Source organism: Ramlibacter sp. JJN2-2R (genome assembly GCF_057747835.1).
Genome location: NZ_CM173226.1, coordinates 1,830,417 through 1,848,103 on the forward strand (window position 1 = coordinate 1,830,417; position 17,687 = coordinate 1,848,103).

The following is a 17,687-nucleotide window of genomic DNA, read 5'->3' on the forward strand; positions in this document are numbered from 1 at the left end:
CGCCGCCTAGGGCGTGTGGACCTGCGGCGCGATGCCGTCCGCGCTCATGCGCAGCACGCGGTCCGCGCGCGCGGCCGCGGCCGCCGAATGCGTCACCAGGACCAGCGCGGCCCGCTGGCGGCGGGTCTGCTCCACCAGCACGTCCATCACCTGGTCCGCCGTGCGCGGATCGAGGTTGCCCGTGGGTTCGTCGGCCAGCAGCAGGCGCGGCTGGTGCACCACGGCGCGCGCGATCGCCACGCGCTGCAACTGCCCGCCACTGAGCTGCTGCGGCAGGCGCTCGCCCAGCCCGCCGAGACCCACCGCCTCGAGCACCTGCTGCACGCGCGCGGCGTCGTGCCGCTGCAGCAGCATCAGCGGCAAGGCCACGTTCTGTGCCACGTCCAGGTGCGGCAGCACGTGGAAGGCCTGGAACACGAAGCCGATGCTCTCGCGCCGCAGCAGCGCGCGCGCCGCCTCGTCCATCGCGCCGAGGTCGTGGCCGTCCACGACGATGCGGCCTTCGTCCCAGTCGTCCAGGCCCGCCAGGCAATTGAGCAGCGTCGACTTGCCCACGCCCGACTCGCCGACGATGGCCACGAACTCGCCGGGCTGGACCTGCAGGTCGATGCCGCGGAACACGTGCGCCGGGCCGTAGCGCTTGGCCAGGCCGCGCACGTCCACCAGCGCCGTCATGCGAGCGCCTCGCGCGCGAGCCGCAGCAGGCGCTCGACGGCGCCGGGCTCGTCGCAGGCCACCGCCTGGCGCTGCGGCATCCCGCGCAGCCACGTCAGCTGGCGCTTGGCGAGCTGGCGCGTGGCGAAGATGCCGCGGTCGCGCAGTTCCGCAAGCGGCCAGCCGGCATCCAGCGCTTCCCAGGCCTGCCGGTAGCCGACGCTGCGCATGCTGGGCAGGCCGGCGTCCAGGTCGCCGCGCGCGCGCAGCTGGCGCACCTCGTCCAGGAAGCCGGCGGCCAGCATGGCGTCGAACCGGCGCGCGATGCGCTCGTGCAGCCAGGCGCGGTCGGTGGGCTCGAGCGACAGCAGGGTCGCGGGCCGCAGGCCGGCCTCGCGCCGCTCGCCATGGAAGTCGCTGAGCGGCCGGCCGGTGCCGCGGAAGACTTCCAGCGCGCGCTGGATGCGCTGCGAGTCGTTGGGCGAGAGCCGCTGCGCGGTGCGGGCGTCCACGCGCGCCAGGTCGGCGTGCAGGGCCGGCCAGCCGCGCTCGGCCGCCTCGCGTTCGATCTGCGCGCGCAGGGCGGGGTCGGCCGCGGGCATCGCGTCCAGGCCCTCGAACAGCGCCTTGAAATACAGCATGGTGCCGCCCACCAGCAGCGGCACCCGGCCGCGCGCCGCGATCGCCGCGATGGCCCGGCGCGCGTCGGCGACGAACTCCGCCGCGCTGTAGGCCTGCGCGGGGTCGCGGATGTCGATGAGGTGATGCGCGACGGCGTCGCGCTCGGCGCGCGAGGGCTTGGCGGTGCCGATGTCCATGCCGCGGTAGACCAGCGCCGAGTCCACGCTGACGATCTCGCCACCGAGCGCCTGCGCCAGCGCCATCGCGGCGTCGCTCTTGCCCGACGCGGTCGGGCCGGCCAGCGCGATCACGCGCGAACGCTCTGCGGGTGCGGGGGAAGGATCGGGGGGCGCCACCGGCGGCGAGCCTAGCAGATGCGCCCGGCTCAGCGCAGGCTGAACAGCTGCTGCACCGCCTCGCGGTACTGGGCGCGGCCGACCGACATCGTGCTGTGGTGCGAGCCGCCTTCCACCAGCAGGAAGCGCTTGCGGCCCGTGGCCGCCTCGTAGAGCCGCTGCGCGAGCTCGCTGCGGATCAGGTTGTCGGCGGCGCCGTGCACCACCAGCAGCGGCGAGCCGATGCGCGCCACCTTGTCGATGGAGGCGAAGCGCTGCGTGATCAGCGGCCCGACCGGCAGCCAGCCCCACTTGAAGCTGCTGGCCACGTCCGGGATCGAGGTGAAGGTGCCCTCGACGATCGTGCCCTGCTCGTCGGGCACCTTGGCGGCCAGGTCGATCGCGATGGCGCCGCCCAGCGAGTGGCCGAAGATGTAGCGCGGCCGGCCGGGCCGGTGCGCGGCCAGCCAGTCCCAGGCGGCGTGCGCATCCTCGTACGCGGTGTCCTCTGAGGGCAGGCCGGGGCTGCTCTTGCCGAAGCCGCGGTAGTCGATGGCCAGCACGGAGAAGCCGAACTCCTGCATGCGCCGGATGCGGCCGGCCGAGCCCTCCACGTTCCAGCGCGCGCCGTGCAGGTACAGCAGCACGGGCGTGTCCGGCCCCGCGTGGTCGGCCTCGAGCCACAGCGCGTGCAGCCGCGCGGGCTGGCCGGTGGTGCGCGAGGCAAAGTCGATCCACACGTGGTCCATCCCCTCGGCCAGGCCCGCGCTGCCGCCCCAGGCGGCATCGCTGGGCTGGAAGATCCAGGCGCGCTGCTTCTCGTCGAGGGTGGCGCAGCCCCAGCCGAAAAGCAGCAGGGACAGGGTGAGGGCGGCGGCGACGAGGCGGCGGGGCATCGCAGCGTGCGACCCCGCGGCGGCCGGGAAGTTCAGCGCCCGCGCAGGAACAGCGCGTCGAGCTCGCGCAGCGTCACCTGCCGCCAGGTCGGGCGGCCGTGGTTGCACTGGTCCGAGCGCTCGGTGACCTCCATCTGGCGCAGCAGCGCGTTCATCTCCTGCAGCGTGAGCTGGCGGTTGGCCCGCACGGCGCCGTGGCAGGCCATGGTGGCGAGCAACTCGTCGCGCGCGCGCTGCACCACGGTGCTGGCCTCGTGCTGCGCCAGTTCGGCCAGCACGCTGCGGGCGAGCTCCACCGCGTCGCCCTGGGCGAGGGTGGTGGGCACGGCGCGCACCGCCAGCGTGCGGGCGGAGAACGGCGTGACCTCCAGACCCAGCGTCAGCAGGGTGTCGGCGCACGCCTCGGCCGTCGCGACTTCCTGCGGCGTGGCGGCGAAGGTGGCCGGGATCAGCAGCGGCTGGCTGGCCAGGCGCTGGCCCGCGCCGCCGGCCAGCTGGGACTTCAGGCGCTCGTACACGATGCGCTCGTGGGCCGCGTGCATGTCCACGACCACCAGGCCCTGGCGGTTCTCGGCCAGGATGTAGACGCCCTGCAGCTGCGCGAGCGCGCGGCCGAGCGGCCAGTCGGCGTCTTCCGTTGGGGTTGGGCCCGACCCCTCCGTTCGGGCTGAGCTTGCCTGTCCTGCGCTCGTCGACGCGGTCGAAGCCGCGCCCAGGCCTTCGACGGGCCCAGGCCGAACGTCGGGGGGAAGGCCTTCGACGGACTCGGGCCGAGCGGTGGGGAGGGAAGCCGATCGATCGGGGCTGCCCCACAGCGCCGCGAGGTCGCTCACGCGCTGGCCGGCGGCCGGGGCGAAGTCCATGCGCGGCTGCGACCAGGGAACGAAGGCGGGCGACTGCGGCGGCGGGGCGGTTTCAGGCTCGCCCGCCGGCGCCGCGGCCGCCTGGCCGGCCCGGGGCGCGGCCAGCGCGGCCTCGACCGCGCGGCGCACGGCCTGGTGCACCTCGCGGCTGTCGCGAAAGCGCACCTCGATCTTGGTCGGGTGCACGTTGACGTCCACGCGCGCCGGATCGATCTCGACGTACAGCGCATAGACCGGCTGGCGCTGGCCGTGCAGCACGTCCTCGTAGGCGCTGCGCGCCGCGTGCGTGAGCACCTTGTCGCGCACGTAGCGGCCGTTGACGTAGGCGAACTGGTGGTCGGCGCGCGAGCGCGCGGCGTCGGGGATGCCGGCGCGCCCGGTGATGCGGATCGGCCCGGCCTGCCAGTCGACCGCCACGCTGTCGGCCAGGAAGTCGTCGCCCAGCACGTCGGCCAGGCGCTGCTCGCGCGTGCCCGGGCGCCACTGCTCGACCAGCTTGCCTTCGTGCCAGACGGCGAAGCCGACGTCGGGGCGGGCGAGCGCGTGGCGGCGCACGGCCTCGATGCAGTGCGCCAGCTCGGTCGCGTCGGTCTTGAGGAACTTGCGCCGCGCCGGGGTGGTGAAGAACAGCTCCTTGACCTCCACCGTCGTGCCCGTCGCGCGGGCGGCCGGGCGCAGCTCGCCGCTGCGGGCATCGAGCAGGAAGGCGCTGGGCTGGCCCGCGCAGCGCGAGAGCAGGGCGAGCTCCGAGACCGACCCGATGGCGGCCAGCGCCTCGCCGCGAAAGCCCATGGTGCCCACGGACTCCAGGTCCTCGAGGCTGCCGATCTTGCTGGTGGCGTGCCGGCGCAACGCGATGGGCAATTCCTCCCGCGGGATGCCGCCGCCGTCGTCCTCGACCGAGACCAGGCGCACGCCGCCGGCCAGCAGCCGCACGGTGACCTGGGAGGCGCCCGCGTCGAGGGCGTTGTCGACCAGCTCGCGCACGACGGAGGCGGGGCGCTCGACGACCTCGCCGGCGGCGATCTGGCTGATCAGTTCGTCGGGCAGCTCGCGGATGGGCCGGCGATGGCCCGGATGGAGCACGGCATTCACCCCATCCATTCTAGGTGGCAGGGATAATCCCTCCGCAATGGAATACGCCGCCTTCCTCATCGACTTCATCCTCCACGTCGACAAGCACCTGCAGACGTTCGTCACCAACTACGGGACCTGGGTCTACGCCTTGCTGTTCCTGATCATCTTCGTCGAGACCGGCGTCGTGGTGATGCCGTTCCTGCCGGGCGACTCGCTGCTGTTCGTGGTGGGCGCCATGTGCGGCGTGGGCCTGATGGACTATGGCCTGTCGGTCGCCCTGCTGTGGGCCGCGGCCGTGCTGGGCAACCAGAGCAACTACACGATCGGCCGCCACTTCGGCCCGCGGGTGTTCCAGTGGGAGCAGTCGCGCTTCTTCAACCGCCAGGCGTTCGACCAGGCGCATGCGTTCTACGAGAAGTACGGCGGCTTCACCATCGTCGCGGCGCGCTTCATGCCGTTCCTGCGCACCTTCGCGCCGTTCGTGGCCGGTGTGGCGCAGATGACCCGCAGCCGCTTCAGCTTCTACGACGTGGCCGGCGGCGGCCTGTGGGTGGGCGGCATCGTCACGGCGGGCTACTTCTTCGGCAACATCCCCTGGGTGCAGCAGCACCTGGACAAGATCATCTGGGCGATGATCCTGATCCCGGGGCTGGTGGTGATCGCGGGCGCGGTGAAGGGGCGGTTGAGGACGAAGGCGGCCTGAGCGCCGGCACCGCGGGCTTGGCCGGCTGCTTGCCCCGGTCCTCGTCATTGCGGGCTTGACCCGCAATCCAGGCCCGCTGCCCGCCTGCGCGCCGCCTGGATCCCGGCCTCCGCCAGAACGACAACGCAGGGACCGACGGATGACCCCGACCCCTTCGCGCCGCGCGCTAGTGGCCGGCCATCAGCTTGTGCACCAGGTCGGCGGTGGTGCTGGCCTTGTACTTGCGCATCAGGCGCGCCCGGTAGATCTCCACCGTGCGGTGGCTGATCGCCAGGGCCTTGCCGATCTCCTTGGACGTCAGGCCGTCCAGCAGCCGCGCGGCGACCTCGCGCTCGCGGGCGGTGAGTTCGGCCTTGACCGGGCGCTGCGCGCTCAGGTCCTCGAACGCCCAGATGCCGGCTTCGTGCGGCGCCGCGCGGTTGAGCGCGCGGCCGGTCACGTGGCACCAGAACACCTCGCCGCTGGCGCGCTTCATGATGCGGTCGTCCGAGTAGTGGCCCCGGGCGTTGAGGATCGGCGCCATCCGGGCGCCCAGCCGTTCGTACTCGTCGGCGCTGGGATAGAGCGTGAGGAACGACTGCCCCACCAGCGCCTCGCGCGTGAAGCCGAACATCTCGCACAGGTGCCGGTTGCAGTCGACGATGGCGCGGTTGCGCGAGACGCACAGCCCGACCGGGGCCAGCTCGAAGGCGAGGCGGTAATCGACGTCCATCGGGCTAACCTTTACGGGGAACTACGTAGCGCATTAGGTAGTATCGTAGCCGGGATTCGGGCGACCCCCGCGAAGCCCGTGCGACTGGAGATCCTCACGTGAACAAGCTCTATCCATCGGCCAAGGCCGCGCTCGAGGGCGTGGTGCGCGACGGCCAGCTGCTGGCCGTCGGCGGCTTCGGCCTGTGCGGCATTCCCGAGGCGCTGATCGACGCCCTGCGCGACAGCGGCGTCAAGAACCTCACCGCCATCTCGAACAACGCCGGCGTCGACGACTTCGGCCTGGGCAAGCTGCTGCAGACACGGCAGATCAGGAAGATGATCTCGTCCTACGTGGGCGAGAACAAGGAGTTCGAGCGCCAGTACCTGGCCGGCGAGCTCGAGCTGGAATTCACGCCGCAGGGCACGCTGGCCGAGAAGCTGCGCGCCGGCGGCGCCGGCATCCCGGCCTTCTTCACCAAGACCGGTGTCGGCACCATCGTGGCCGAGGGCAAGGAGCTGCGCGAGTTCGACGGCGAGACCTACGTGATGGAGCGCTCGCTGGTGCCCGACGTGGCGCTGGTCAAGGCCGACATCGCCGACCGCTCGGGCAACCTGCGCTTCAACCTGACGGCGCGCAACTTCAACCCGGCCGCCGCCATGGCCGGCAAGATCTGCATCGTCGAGGTCGAGCGCGTGGTGGCCACGGGCGAGCTCGCCCCCGACGACATCCACCTGCCGGGCATCTACGTGCACCGCATCGTCCACAACCCGACGCCGGAAAAGCGCATCGAGAAGCGCACCACGCGCGACCGGAAAGTCTGAGGAGAACACCATGCCCTGGACCCAGGACCAGATGGCCGCGCGCGCGGCCCAGGAACTCGAGGACGGCTTCTACGTCAACCTCGGCATCGGCATCCCCACGCTGGTGGCCAACCACGTGCCCGACCACATCGAGGTCTGGCTGCAAAGCGAGAACGGCATGCTGGGCATCGGCCCGTTCCCGTACGACGACGAGGTCGACGCCGACCTGATCAACGCGGGCAAGCAGACCGTCACCACGATCAAGGGCTCGTCGATCTTCGGCAGCCACGACAGCTTCGCCATGATCCGCGGCGGCAAGATCAACCTGTCCATCCTCGGCGCCATGCAGGTGAGCGAGAAGGGCGACCTGGCCAACTGGATGATCCCCGGCAAGATGGTCAAGGGCATGGGCGGCGCCATGGACCTGGTCGCCGGCGTGCCGCGCGTGATCGTGCTGATGGAGCACGTGGCCAAGAAGAAGGACGGCACCGAGGACCTGAAGATCCTGCCGCAGTGCACGCTGCCGCTCACGGGCGTGGGCGTGGTCGACCGCATCATCACGGACCTCGCGGTGATGGACGTGACCGACCAGGGCCTGAAGGTGGTCGAGCTCGCCCCCGGCGTGACCATGGACCAGCTGCAGGCCAAGACCGGCGTCAAGCTGCTGGGCTGACGCGCGCAGCCCGCTTGCCGTGACGGCGGGCTGCCCCGCCATCCGTCCCGGGGCTGTGGTCATGGCGGGCTCGACCCGCCATCCAGCCTTGCGCCGAGCGGGCCGCGGCGTTGGATGCGGGGCCAGGCCCCGCACGACCGACCAGCACCGCTCCGCCTTCCGGCGGATGCGGCCCGTCGGGCCGGCCCGCATCCTGTCGGCTGATCCAGCAGCCCGTCACATGCCGCTCGCCCCGCCCCCCGTCGCGCTCCTAGGATGCCTGCACATCATCAGCATCCCGGAGGCGAGCCTTGACCGAATTCCATCTTTCCCGCCGCGCGGCGTTCCTCTCGCTGGCGGCCGTCGTCGCGGTGCCGGCGCTGGCGGCCTGGAACGTCGTCAAGGGCAACGGCGTGAAGCGCACTGAGACCCGCACCGTGGCGGCCTTCACCGGCGTCGCCTTCTCCGCCCCCGGCCTGCTCGAGCTGCGCCTGGGCCCCACCGAGAGCGTCACCATCGAGGCGGACGAGAACATCCTGCCGTTGATCGAGACCCAGGTCGTGCGGGGCGAACTGCAGGTGCGCCCGCAGCGCGGACAGGACATCGAGCCGCGGACGCTGCGCGTGGTGGTGCAGGCGCGCTCCATCGACAAGCTGGCGCTCGCGGGCTCGGGCTCGATCACCGGCGCCGGCCTGAAGAGCCCGCAACTGAAGATCGACGTCGGCGGCTCCGGCAACGTCGACCTGCAGCGCACCGACTGCGAGGAGGTGGCCGTCTCGCTCGGGGGCAGCGGCAACGTCAGGCTGGCCGGCGCGGTGCAGGAGCTCAAGCTGTCGCTGGCCGGCTCGGGCAGCGTCGACGCCGCCTCGCTGCAGTCGAACGAGGCCAAGGTCAGCATCGCCGGCTCCGGCGTCGCCACCGTCCACGCGCGCAGCCACCTGAAGGTGAGCATCGCCGGCTCGGGCTCGGTGCGCTACCAGGGCGACCCCAAGGTCGAGCGCTCGATCGCCGGCTCGGGCTCGGTGCAGCGCGTCGGCCCGGCCTGACCGGCGGCAAGTCCCCGCTTGCCGGGCCGGCGACGCTCGCGCTGCCGTTGTTCACGGCCATTCACGATTTGCAACCCGCTGGCGGTTTCGGCTGACAGCGCCTCGTCACGTCTGCCTGCCCGCTGGCCCAGCCGCAGCCCGGACCATCGGCCGCAGGTGCCGCTGTGGCACAGGGAGAGGTGACGCGATGAAGCAGCTTTCACGTGCCGGGCTGGCCGCGCTGGCGGCCCTGGCCTGCGGGCAGGCGATGGCCTGCTACACGGTCTACGACCGGGACAACCGCATCGTCTACAACGACGCCAGGCCGCCGGTGGACATGAGCCTGCCGCTGCACGAGGCGCTGTCCAAGCGGTTCCCGGGCGGCCACCTGGTCTTCAACGAGGATCCCAGCTGCCCGAGCGAGGCGCGCCTGAAGGTGCCGGCCCGCAGCGGCAAGTCGCCGCTGCTCACCGACGCCAGGACCGCCGAATCCCTGGGCCTGCCGCACAGGTCGCTGGGCAATGGGGTCGCGGTGATCTCCGAGCGCCCCGACAACATGCGCCCCGGCGTGATGCTGGCCGAGTCGGGCCTGCCGCCCCAGGACAACACCCGGATGATGGGCGCGGGGCCCGGCACGGCGGCGATGGGCGCGGGCCCGGCGCCCGCCCGTGCGCCCGTGCGCAGCGCCTCGCCCGCAACGAACACGCTGCCGCCGCTGCTGCTGCCGCCGGCGCAGCGTAGCCGCTGACCTTCAGCGGAACCGCTGGCTCACGAAGCGCGAGCCGGCCAGCCCGAACCGCCAGGGCACGTCGACCGCCTTGCTGATGCCGATGCGCGGGCCGGTGACGACCTGCGGCTCGCCCTCGGCCGCGAGCACGCGGAACGGCTGGCGGTCCAGGCGATGCCCGTTGAGGTCGTGCGTGATCGCCAGCGCCTGCCCGAGGCGGCCCGGTCCCGCGCACAGCAGGCGCTCGTCGTGCAGGCCGCGGCGCTCGCGCATCACGTCCAGCCCGTGCGTGGGCTCCAGCGCGCGGATCAGCACGCCGGCGCCATGGCCTTCCTCGCGACAGACGAAGTTCAGGCACCAGTGGATGCCGTACGAGCGGTACACGTACGCGCGACCCGGCGGGCCGAACATGGCCTGGTTGCGCGGGGTGGGACCGGTGTGGCTGTGCGACGCCGGGTCCTCGCGGTCGTAGGCCTCGGTCTCGACGATCAGGCCGCCGACGCCGTCGACCAGCAGCGTGGCGCCGATCAGCGCCCGCGCCACCTCGTGGGAGTCGCCGGCGAAGTCGGCCGGGCCCAGCGGCCTAGGCATCGGCGGTCTCGCCGTCGATCGTCTCGCCCAGGAAGCCGCCGCTCTGGTGGGCCCACAGCTTGGCGTACAGGCCGCCCTGCGCGAGCAGGCTGCGGTGGTCGCCTTCCTCGACGATGCGGCCCTGGTCCATCACGACCAGGCGGTCCATCGCCGCGATGGTGGACAGCCGGTGGGCGATGGCGATGACGGTCTTGCCCTCCATCAGCTCGTCGAGGCTGGCCTGGATGGCGGCCTCGACCTCGCTGTCCAGCGCGCTGGTCGCCTCGTCCAGCAGCAGGATGGGCGCGTCCTTGAGCATCACGCGCGCGATGGCGATGCGCTGGCGCTGCCCGCCCGAGAGCTTGACGCCGCGCTCGCCCACGTGGGCGTCGAAGCCCTTGCGCCCGTGCGGATCGGACAGGGCCTGGATGAACTCGTGCGCGTGGGCGCGCCGGGCCGCGGCCACGAGCGACGGCTCGTCGGCGCCGGGGTTGCCGTACGCGATGTTGTCGCGCACCGAGCGGTGCAGCAGCGAGGTGTCCTGCGTGACCATGCCGATGTGGCCGCGCAGGCTGTCCTGGGTGACGCCGGCGATGTCCTGGCCGTCGATCAGGATGCGGCCGCCGTCCAGGTCGTAGAAGCGCAGCAGCAGGTTCACCAGCGTGGACTTGCCCGCGCCGGAGCGGCCGATCAGGCCGATCTTCTCGCCGGGCCGCACGCGCAGGCAGAAGTCGTCGATCACCGGCTCGGGTTTGCCGTAGCCGAAGCGCACGTGGTCGAAGACGACGTCGCCGCGGGTCACCTCGAGCGGCTTGGCGTCCGGGCGGTCGACCACGGCGCGCGGGCGGGTGAGGGTGACCATGCCGTCCTGCACCGTGCCGACGTTCTCGAACAGGGATGCCATCTCCCACATGATCCAGTGCGACATGCCGTTGATGCGCAGGGCCATGGCGGTGATCGCGGCCACCGCGCCGGGGCCGACCTCGCCGCGCGACCACAGCCACAGCGAATAGCCGGTGGCCGCCAGGATCAGGCCGACCACCAGCGTGTGGTTGACGATCTCGAAGGTGCTCACCAGCCGCATCTGGCGGTGGCCGATGGTCTTGAACTCCTGCATCGCCTGGCGGGCGAACCCCGCCTCGCGGTGGGTGTGCGAGAACAGCTTGACGGTGGAGATGTTGGTGTACGCGTCGGTGATGCGGCCGGTGAGCATGGCGCGCGCGTCGGCCTGCGCCTTGCCCACGCGGCCCAGGCGTGGCACGAAGTACCACACCGACAGGCCGTAGCAGGCCAGCCAGGCCAGGAAGGGCAGCATCAGGCGGGCGTCGAAGCCGCCGGCCAGCGCCACGATGGTGAGGAAGTAGACGCCCACGCCGATGATCACCTCGCTGGTGGTGAAGATCATCTCGCGCACGGCCAGCGCGGTCTGCATCACCTTGGTCGTGATGCGGCCGGCGAACTCGTCGGCGTAGAAGGCCATGCTCTGGCCGAGCATCAGCCGGTGGAAGTTCCAGCGCAGGCGCAGCGGGAAGTTGATGGCCAGCGTCTGGTGCTTCAGGATGGTCTGGCCGGCGATCAGCGCGATGCTGCCCACCAGCACCGCGGCCAGGCCCGCCAGCATGTCGCCGTGGTCGCGGAACAGGGTCTGCGGGTGGGCGCTGCCCAGCCAGTCGACGATGCGCCCGAGCATCCAGAACAGCAGGGCTTCGAAGGTGGAGACCGCGGCGCTCAGCAGGGTGAGCCAGCCGATGTAGCCGCGCAGGCCCTCGGTGCAGGTCCAGACGAAGCGGAAGAAACCCGTCGGCGGCAGGACCGGTTCGACGTCGGGATAGGGGTGGAGGAGGGTTTCGAAGCGGCGGAACAAGGGGCGGATTCTCGCTGAATCGCCAAGCCCGGGCGGGCACGCGATTTCTGCACGCGGCGGGCGCAGTTTACTGTATAAATCCACAGTACCGTCCGGCTTTCCTTCCCCGCTTCCCCTCCCATCCCATGCAGTCCGCTGCGGACCTGGCCATCCCCCACGTCTGGCGAGTCACCGACCTCGCCACGGAGGCGTGCGCGCTGCCCACGGGCCATGCGGCCCTGGACGCGCAACTGCCCGGGGGCGGCTGGCCCGTCGGCAGCCTGGTCGAGGTGCTGCAGCCGCGCCCCGAAATGCATGCCTGGCAGTTGCTGCTGCCGGGGCTGGCCGAGTGGGTGGATCGCAAGCCCGGCCCGATCGTGCTGGTGGGGGCGCCCTACCTGCCGTTCACGCCCGCCCTGGCCGCGCAGGGCCTGCCGGCCGAGCGGCTGCTGTCGATCCGGGCCGACCCACCGGCGCAGCGCCTGTGGTCCGCCGAACAGGCGCTGCGCTGCGCCGAAGTCGCCGGCGTGCTCGCCTGGCTGCCGCAATGCCGCTCGGCCGACCTGCGCCGGCTGCAACTGGCCGGGCGCCAGCACGGCAAGCTGCTGTTCGCGTTCCGGCCCGCCGGCGCGCGCGTGCAGGCCAGCCCTTCGCCGCTGCGGCTGCTGGTGGAGGGCATCGACGAGCTGCAGGTCCATGTGCTCAAGCGCAAGGGGCCGCCGCTGCCGGACCCGTTGCTGCTGCCGGCCCATGCGGCGCGCGTGCGGGCCCTGCTGGCCAGCCGCCGCCGCGTGCAGGCGCCGGTGCCCATCCCCCTCGACGAAAGGAGATCGCATGTTCTGGATCGCCTTGTCACCTCGCCTTGACGACCGGCAGGCGTGGATCTGGTGGGCGCTTCGTTTCACGCCGCGCGTGGCGCAGGTGGAGGAGGCGATCCTGCTGGAGGTCTCGGGCAGCGTGCGCCTCTTCGGCGGCCGCAAGGCGCTGCTGAAGTCGCTGCTGCAACCCGACCCCGCGCTCGGTCCCGTCGACTGGGCGGCCTCGCGCACGTCGCTGGTCGCGCTCGCCCTGCTGCGCTGCAAGCTGCGCGGGGAGGACCCGCCGCCGGCCATCCCCGACGACCTGCCGCTGGACCTGCTGACGGCGGCGCTGGCGCATGCCGCGGTGCTCGAGCGCACCGGCACCCTCACCTGGGGCCAGTTGCGCGCGCTGCCGCGCGCCGGCGTGGCCAGGCGCTTCGGCGCCGCCCTGGTGGAGGCGCTCGATGCCGCCTGGGGCGAGCGGCCCGAGCAGTACGGCTGGGAGGTGCTGCCCGACGAATTCGACCTGGCGGCCGAACTCGCGCTGCTGGCCGAGACGGCGCCCGCGCTGATGCAGGGCGCCGGGCAGTTGCTGGCCCGCCTGCAGCTGTGGCTGCAGGCGCGCAACCGCGGCATCCTGGCGCTGGAGCTGGAGTGGACGCTGGACCTGCGGCGCCTCAATGGCGTGCAGCTGCCGCCCAAGGAGCAGCTGCAGGTGCGCACCGCGCAGCCCTCGCAGGACATGGCGCACCTGCAGCGCCTGGTGGCCGAGCACCTCGACCGGGCCCGGCTCTCGGCGCCGGCCAACCACCTGCGCCTGCGCTCGCTGGAGACGGTCCCCTGGGGCGGCATGACCACCAGCCTGCTGCCGCACGAGCGGCTGGAGGGCGAGCGGCTGCACCAGCTGGTCGAACGCCTGTCGGTGCGCCTGGGCGAGGACAACGTGGTGGTGCCGGTGCCGCACGAGGACCACCGGCCCGAATGCAAGCAGGGCTGGGAGCCCGCGCGCGCCGCGCGGCCGGGCCCGACCCGCGAGCCCGACGGCCTGTATCCCTCCTGGGTGCTGCCGCGGCCCCTGCGGCTGCGCATGCAGGGCGAGACGCCGGTCTTCGGCGGCCCGCTGCGCCGGCTGGCGCGCCTGTACCGGCTGGAGACCGCCTGGTGGGACCCGCGGGGCCCCACCTTGCGCGACTACTTCGTCGCCCGCAGCCCGCAGGCCGGGCTGCTGTGGATCTATCGCGAGCGCCCCGCCCACCTGGCGCGGGAGCTGGCGCAGGCGGGCGAGTTCGCCTGGTACCTGCAGGGCCTGTATGCCTGAGATCCCGTTCAAGCCCAAGCCGCTGCTGGACGAGGAGCGGCTGCCGCCGCTGCTGGGCGCGTCGCCCGAGCGGCTGCCGGCCTATGCGGAGCTGCATTGCCTCTCGAACTTCAGCTTCCAGCGCGGCGCCTCGCACCCGCAGGAGCTGGTGCGCCGCGCCTACGACCTCGGCTACGAAGCGCTGGCGATCACCGACGAATGCTCGGTGGCCGGCGTCGTGCGGGCCTGGTCGGGGCTGAAGGCGTACCGCGACTTCATCGGCCGGCTCGAAGCGGCGTACCCGGGACAGAAGCGCCTGCGCGACTTCAAGCTGCTGTGCGGCGCCGAGTTCGACTTCGGCGACGGCCGGCTGGTGGCGATCGCGCGCGACCTGGCCGGCTGGGGCGGCCTGTGCGAGTTCATCACCACGGCCCGGCGCGCGGCGGCCAAGGGCGAGTACGTCGTCGGCTGGGAGGGCAGCGACCTGCGGCAGCTGCAAGGCTGCGAAGTGCTGTTCGCGCCGCACCGGGTGCCGGGGCAGGACCTGGACGTCCAGGCGCTGGCCGCCCGCCTGCGCCAGCTGCGGGCGCTGTACGGCCCCGGCCTGTGGCTGGCCGTCAACCTGCCGCACCTGCTGGACGACGACCTCTGGCTGGCCCGGCTGGAGGAATGCGGGGCCGCCTGCGGCGTGCCCCTGGTCGCCACCGGCGACGTGCACCTGCATGCCCGCTCGCGCAAGCCGCTGCAGGACGTGATCACGGCCGTGCGCCTGGGCAGGCCGGTGGCCGAGTGCGGCCTGGCCCTGCAGGGCAATTCGGAGCGCCACCTGCGCCAGCGCAAGCGCCTGGCCGACGTCTACCCGCCCGCGCTGCTGGCCAACACGCTGGAGGTGGCGCGGCGCTGCCGGTTCGCGCTGGAGGAGATCCGCTACGACTACCCGTTGGAGACGGTCCCCGAAGGGATGACCCCGACCGAGGGCCTGCGCCACCTCACGTACCGCGGCGCCGCGCAGCGCTACCCGGATGGGGTGCCCGAGCGGGTGCGCGAGCTGGTGGAGAAGGAGCTCGCCCTCATCGAGCAATGCCGCTACGAGATGTTCTTCCTCACGGTGCACGACATCGTGGAGTACGCGCGCTCGCAGGGCATCCTGTGCCAGGGCCGGGGCTCGGCGGCCAATTCCTCCGTGTGCTTCTGCCTGGGCATCACGGCGATGGACCCGATGCTCTCGCGCCCGCTGCTCGAGCGCTTCATCAGCGTGGACCGCCGCAACGAGCCGCCCGACATCGACGTCGACTTCGAGCACGAGCGGCGCGAGGAGGTCATCCAGTACATCTACCGCAAGTACGGCCGCGAGCGCGCCGCCATCGCCGCCGTCGTCATCAGCTACCGCACGCGCAGCGCCATCCGCGACGTCGGCAAGGCGCTGGGCGTGGGCGAGCCGCTGGTGGATGCCTTCGCCAAGGACCACTACTGGTTCGACGACCAGCTGGCCGCCGATCGGCTGCAGCAGATGGCCGCGCTCGTCGGCGTGGACCTGCCGGACCACCAGGCCCGGCTGTGGCTGGAGCTCACCCGGCAGCTGATGGGATTTCCGCGCCACCTGAGCCAGCACGTGGGAGGGTTCGTGCTCACGCAGACCCGGCTCACGCGGCTGGTGCCGGTGGAGAACGCCAGCATGAAGGACCGCTCGGTCATCCAGTGGGACAAGGACGACCTGGAGGACATGGGGCTGATGAAGGTGGACGTGCTGGCGCTGGGCATGCTCACGGCGATCCGCCGCTGCATCGACCTGGTGGCCCTGCGCCGCGGCGCGCCCTTCACCCGCTACGACATCCCCGACGAGGACCCCGCCACCTACGAGATGATCCGCCGCGCCGACACGGTGGGCGTGTTCCAGATCGAGAGCCGGGCGCAGATGTCGATGCTGCCGCGGCTGAAACCCACGACGTTCTACGACCTGGTGGTCGAGGTGGCCATCGTGCGGCCGGGCCCGATCACCGGCGGCATGGTGCATCCGTACCTGAGGGCGCGCGAGCGGCGCGAGCGCGGCGAGGCCATCGTCTACGAGCGCTCGCGCTACGACGGCAAGGAGCCGCGCCTGAAGAAGGCGCTGGAGCGCACGCTGGGCATCCCGATCTTCCAGGAGCAGGTGATGGAGATCTCGATGCTGGCCGCGGGCTTCTCGGCCACCGAGGCCGATTCGCTGCGCCGCGCGATGGCCGCGTGGAAGAAGAAGGGCGGCATCGACAAGTTCGAGGCGCGCCTGAAGGGCGGCATGCTGGCCAACGGCTACAGCGAGGAGTTCGCGCACCGCATCTTCGAGCAGGTCAAGGGCTTCGGCGACTACGGCTTTCCGGAAAGCCATGCCTACAGCTTCGCGCTGCTGGCCTATTCGAGCAGCTGGCTCAAGTGCCACGAGCCGGCGTGCTTCCTGGCCGCGATGCTCAATTCGCAGCCCATGGGCTTCTACGGCCCGTCGCAGCTGATCCAGGACGCGCAGCGGCACGGGGTGGCGGTGCTGCCGCCGGACGTGTCGCACAGCGACTGGGACAGCTCGCTCGAAGGCGCGATGGCCGCGCCGTCGGTGCGGCTGGGGCTGCGCCTGGCGGGCGGCCTGAAGGAGGAGGCGGGCCGCCGCATCGCGCAGGCGCGCCGCGAGGGGGCCTTCCTCGACACCGAGGACCTGGCCCTGCGCGCCCGGCTGGACGTGGCCGATTTGTCCGCGCTGGCCGCGGCCGATGCGCTGCAGTCGCTGGCCGGCCACCGCCGCCAGCAGGTGTGGGAGGCGGCGGCCCAGCGCCGCGCGCCCGAGCTGCTGCAGCAGGCGCCGATCCAGGAGCCGGCGATCGCCCTGCCGCAGGCCCCCGAAGGCGAGGAGATCGTGTTCGACTACGCGTCGATGGGGCTCACGCTGCGCCGGCATCCGCTGGCCCTGCTGCGGCCGCGGCTGGCGCGCCGCCGCATCCTCAATGCCGAGCAGCTGCAGCGCCTGCCCGACGGCCGCCGCGTGTCCGCCTGCGGCATGGTCACCGTGCGGCAGCAACCGGCCACGGCCGGCGGCACCATCTTCGTCACCCTGGAGGACGAGACCGGGCCGGTCAACGTGATCGTGTGGCGCAGCGTGCGCGAGGAGCAGCGCGAGCCGCTGATGCATGCGCGCCTGCTGGCCGTGCACGGCACCTGGCAGCGCGACCCGCAAAGCGAGGGCGGCCGCGTGTGCCACCTGGTCGCCGAGCGGCTGGAAGACCTGACCCCGCTGCTCGGCCGCCTGGGGCGCAGCAACCGCAGCCGCGATTTCCACTAGCGCCGTCCGTCGCAGCAACCGCCCGTCATGCCGGGTTCGACCCGGCATCCAGCCCCGTCCTCATCCGTCGCCGCACCACTTGCGCCCCCGTCCGACACCCATCCGGCCGCCGCCGACCTACACCTGCATCCATGCTCGAGAAACTTCCCGAACTCGTCGGCCACGCGCTGCGCGATCGCCGCGCCGGCCTGGACAAGCTCGTCTTCAACCGCTGCGGCATGCGCGCCGGCCTGGGCACCCTGCAGGTCACCAGCCTGGCGTTCGCCGACCACGCGCCGATCCCGCAGCGCTACACCGAGGACGGGGAGGGCCTGTCGCCGCCGCTGGAGTGGCACGGCATTCCCGACGGCGCCGACAGCCTGGTGCTGATCGTCGAGGACGCCGACGCGCCCACGTCCGACCCGCTGGTCCACGCCATCGTGGTCGACATCCCGCCGCACGAGGGCTCGATGCACGACGGCGCGCTCGCCAGCCCCGGCCACGACGGCGAGCCGGTGCACGCCGGGCGCAACTCGTACCTGCGCGCCGGCTGGATCCCGCCCGACCCGCCGCGCGGGCACGGCCAGCACCGCTATGCCTTCCAGCTGTTCGCGCTGAAGGCGGGCGAAGGCTTCAAGGGCAAGCCGGGACGCGAAGACGTGCTCAAGGCGATCCAGCAGCGCGGCATCGCCGGCGGGATGCTGGTGGGAACGTACGAGCGGCCGGACGGCAGCATCAAGGACGACCAGCGGCAGGCGGCGACGGCGCCGGTCGCGCTGCCCGACTGAGATTCAAGCGCCGCCCTGGCCATCGGGCGCAACGGCCCAGTGGCAGAGCAGGCGCGCTC

General features: G+C 72.3%; 16 protein-coding genes. 9 read left to right on the forward strand and 7 right to left on the reverse strand.

What is annotated here, in order from left to right:
• Positions 1–6: 6 nt before the first annotated feature.
• The 4 genes from AC3ANR_RS09060 to mutL form a co-directional block, all read right to left on the reverse strand.
• Positions 7–675 (reverse strand): ABC transporter ATP-binding protein, encoded by a 669-nt coding sequence (locus AC3ANR_RS09060; protein WP_488291546.1) that lies wholly within the window; start codon positions 673–675, stop codon positions 7–9.
• Positions 672–1,586 carry a tRNA (adenosine(37)-N6)-dimethylallyltransferase MiaA gene (miaA, locus tag AC3ANR_RS09065; protein ID WP_488291547.1) on the reverse strand — a complete coding sequence of 305 codons (915 nt, stop codon included), beginning with the start codon at positions 1,584–1,586 and terminating at the stop codon, positions 672–674. The genes AC3ANR_RS09060 and miaA overlap by 4 nt, the downstream gene beginning before the upstream one ends.
• Positions 1,587–1,660: 74 nt before the next feature.
• Entirely contained in the window at positions 1,661–2,506 is an 846-nt protein-coding gene (locus AC3ANR_RS09070) for an alpha/beta hydrolase (protein WP_488291548.1), read from the reverse strand.
• Positions 2,507–2,538: 32 nt separating this feature from the next.
• Complete coding sequence (gene mutL / locus AC3ANR_RS09075; RefSeq protein WP_488291549.1) at positions 2,539–4,473, reverse strand: DNA mismatch repair endonuclease MutL; 1,935 nt, start codon at positions 4,471–4,473, stop codon at positions 2,539–2,541.
• Positions 4,474–4,501: 28 nt separating this feature from the next.
• Between mutL and AC3ANR_RS09080 the strand changes: the two genes are divergently transcribed.
• Complete coding sequence (locus AC3ANR_RS09080) at positions 4,502–5,149, forward strand: VTT domain-containing protein (protein ID WP_488291550.1); 648 nt, start codon at positions 4,502–4,504, stop codon at positions 5,147–5,149.
• Positions 5,150–5,315: 166 nt separating this feature from the next.
• Here AC3ANR_RS09080 and AC3ANR_RS09085 read toward each other — a convergent pair whose 3' ends face one another.
• The gene (locus AC3ANR_RS09085) at positions 5,316–5,861 is read right to left on the reverse strand and encodes a LuxR C-terminal-related transcriptional regulator (protein WP_488291551.1); all 546 of its coding nucleotides are present in this window, start codon (positions 5,859–5,861) and stop codon (positions 5,316–5,318) included.
• A gap of 98 nt (positions 5,862–5,959) precedes the next feature.
• On the opposite strand from AC3ANR_RS09085, the gene AC3ANR_RS09090 reads away from it, so the two are divergent.
• The 4 genes from AC3ANR_RS09090 (at position 5,960) to AC3ANR_RS09105 (ending at position 9,068) form a co-directional block, all read left to right on the forward strand.
• On the forward strand, positions 5,960–6,664 hold the full coding sequence (locus tag AC3ANR_RS09090; protein WP_488291552.1) for a CoA transferase subunit A: 705 nt from the start codon (positions 5,960–5,962) through the stop codon (positions 6,662–6,664).
• Between the two features lie 10 nt (positions 6,665–6,674).
• Positions 6,675–7,316 (forward strand): CoA transferase subunit B, encoded by a 642-nt coding sequence (locus AC3ANR_RS09095; protein WP_488291553.1) that lies wholly within the window; start codon positions 6,675–6,677, stop codon positions 7,314–7,316.
• 290 nt (positions 7,317–7,606) lie between these two features.
• On the forward strand, positions 7,607–8,341 hold the full coding sequence (locus tag AC3ANR_RS09100) for a head GIN domain-containing protein (RefSeq protein ID WP_488291554.1): 735 nt from the start codon (positions 7,607–7,609) through the stop codon (positions 8,339–8,341).
• 187 nt (positions 8,342–8,528) lie between these two features.
• On the forward strand, positions 8,529–9,068 hold the full coding sequence (locus tag AC3ANR_RS09105; RefSeq protein WP_488291555.1) for a hypothetical protein: 540 nt from the start codon (positions 8,529–8,531) through the stop codon (positions 9,066–9,068).
• Between the two features lie 3 nt (positions 9,069–9,071).
• On the opposite strand, the gene AC3ANR_RS09110 is transcribed toward AC3ANR_RS09105, so the two are convergent.
• Positions 9,072–9,638 (reverse strand): DNA-3-methyladenine glycosylase, encoded by a 567-nt coding sequence (locus AC3ANR_RS09110; RefSeq protein ID WP_488291556.1) that lies wholly within the window; start codon positions 9,636–9,638, stop codon positions 9,072–9,074.
• Positions 9,631–11,481 carry an ABC transporter ATP-binding protein gene (locus AC3ANR_RS09115; RefSeq protein ID WP_488291557.1) on the reverse strand — a complete coding sequence of 617 codons (1,851 nt, stop codon included), beginning with the start codon at positions 11,479–11,481 and terminating at the stop codon, positions 9,631–9,633. The genes AC3ANR_RS09110 and AC3ANR_RS09115 overlap by 8 nt, the downstream gene beginning before the upstream one ends.
• A 125-nt stretch (positions 11,482–11,606) precedes the next feature.
• Between AC3ANR_RS09115 and imuA the strand changes: the two genes are divergently transcribed.
• The 4 genes from imuA to AC3ANR_RS09135 all read left to right on the forward strand — a co-directional run bounded on the left by imuA (position 11,607) and on the right by AC3ANR_RS09135 (position 17,628).
• On the forward strand, positions 11,607–12,326 hold the full coding sequence (gene imuA / locus AC3ANR_RS09120) for a translesion DNA synthesis-associated protein ImuA (protein WP_488291558.1): 720 nt from the start codon (positions 11,607–11,609) through the stop codon (positions 12,324–12,326).
• On the forward strand, positions 12,295–13,578 hold the full coding sequence (locus tag AC3ANR_RS09125; protein ID WP_488291559.1) for a DNA polymerase Y subunit UmuC family protein: 1,284 nt from the start codon (positions 12,295–12,297) through the stop codon (positions 13,576–13,578). Before imuA ends, AC3ANR_RS09125 begins: the two co-directional genes overlap by 32 nt.
• Positions 13,571–16,861, forward strand: a complete 3,291-nt coding sequence (locus AC3ANR_RS09130) for an error-prone DNA polymerase (RefSeq protein ID WP_488291560.1) — start codon at positions 13,571–13,573, stop codon at positions 16,859–16,861. Before AC3ANR_RS09125 ends, AC3ANR_RS09130 begins: the two co-directional genes overlap by 8 nt.
• Before the next feature lie 131 nt (positions 16,862–16,992).
• Positions 16,993–17,628, forward strand: coding sequence for a YbhB/YbcL family Raf kinase inhibitor-like protein (locus tag AC3ANR_RS09135; protein WP_488291561.1), 636 nt, complete (start codon positions 16,993–16,995; stop codon positions 17,626–17,628).
• The last annotated feature ends 59 nt before the right edge of the window (positions 17,629–17,687 follow it).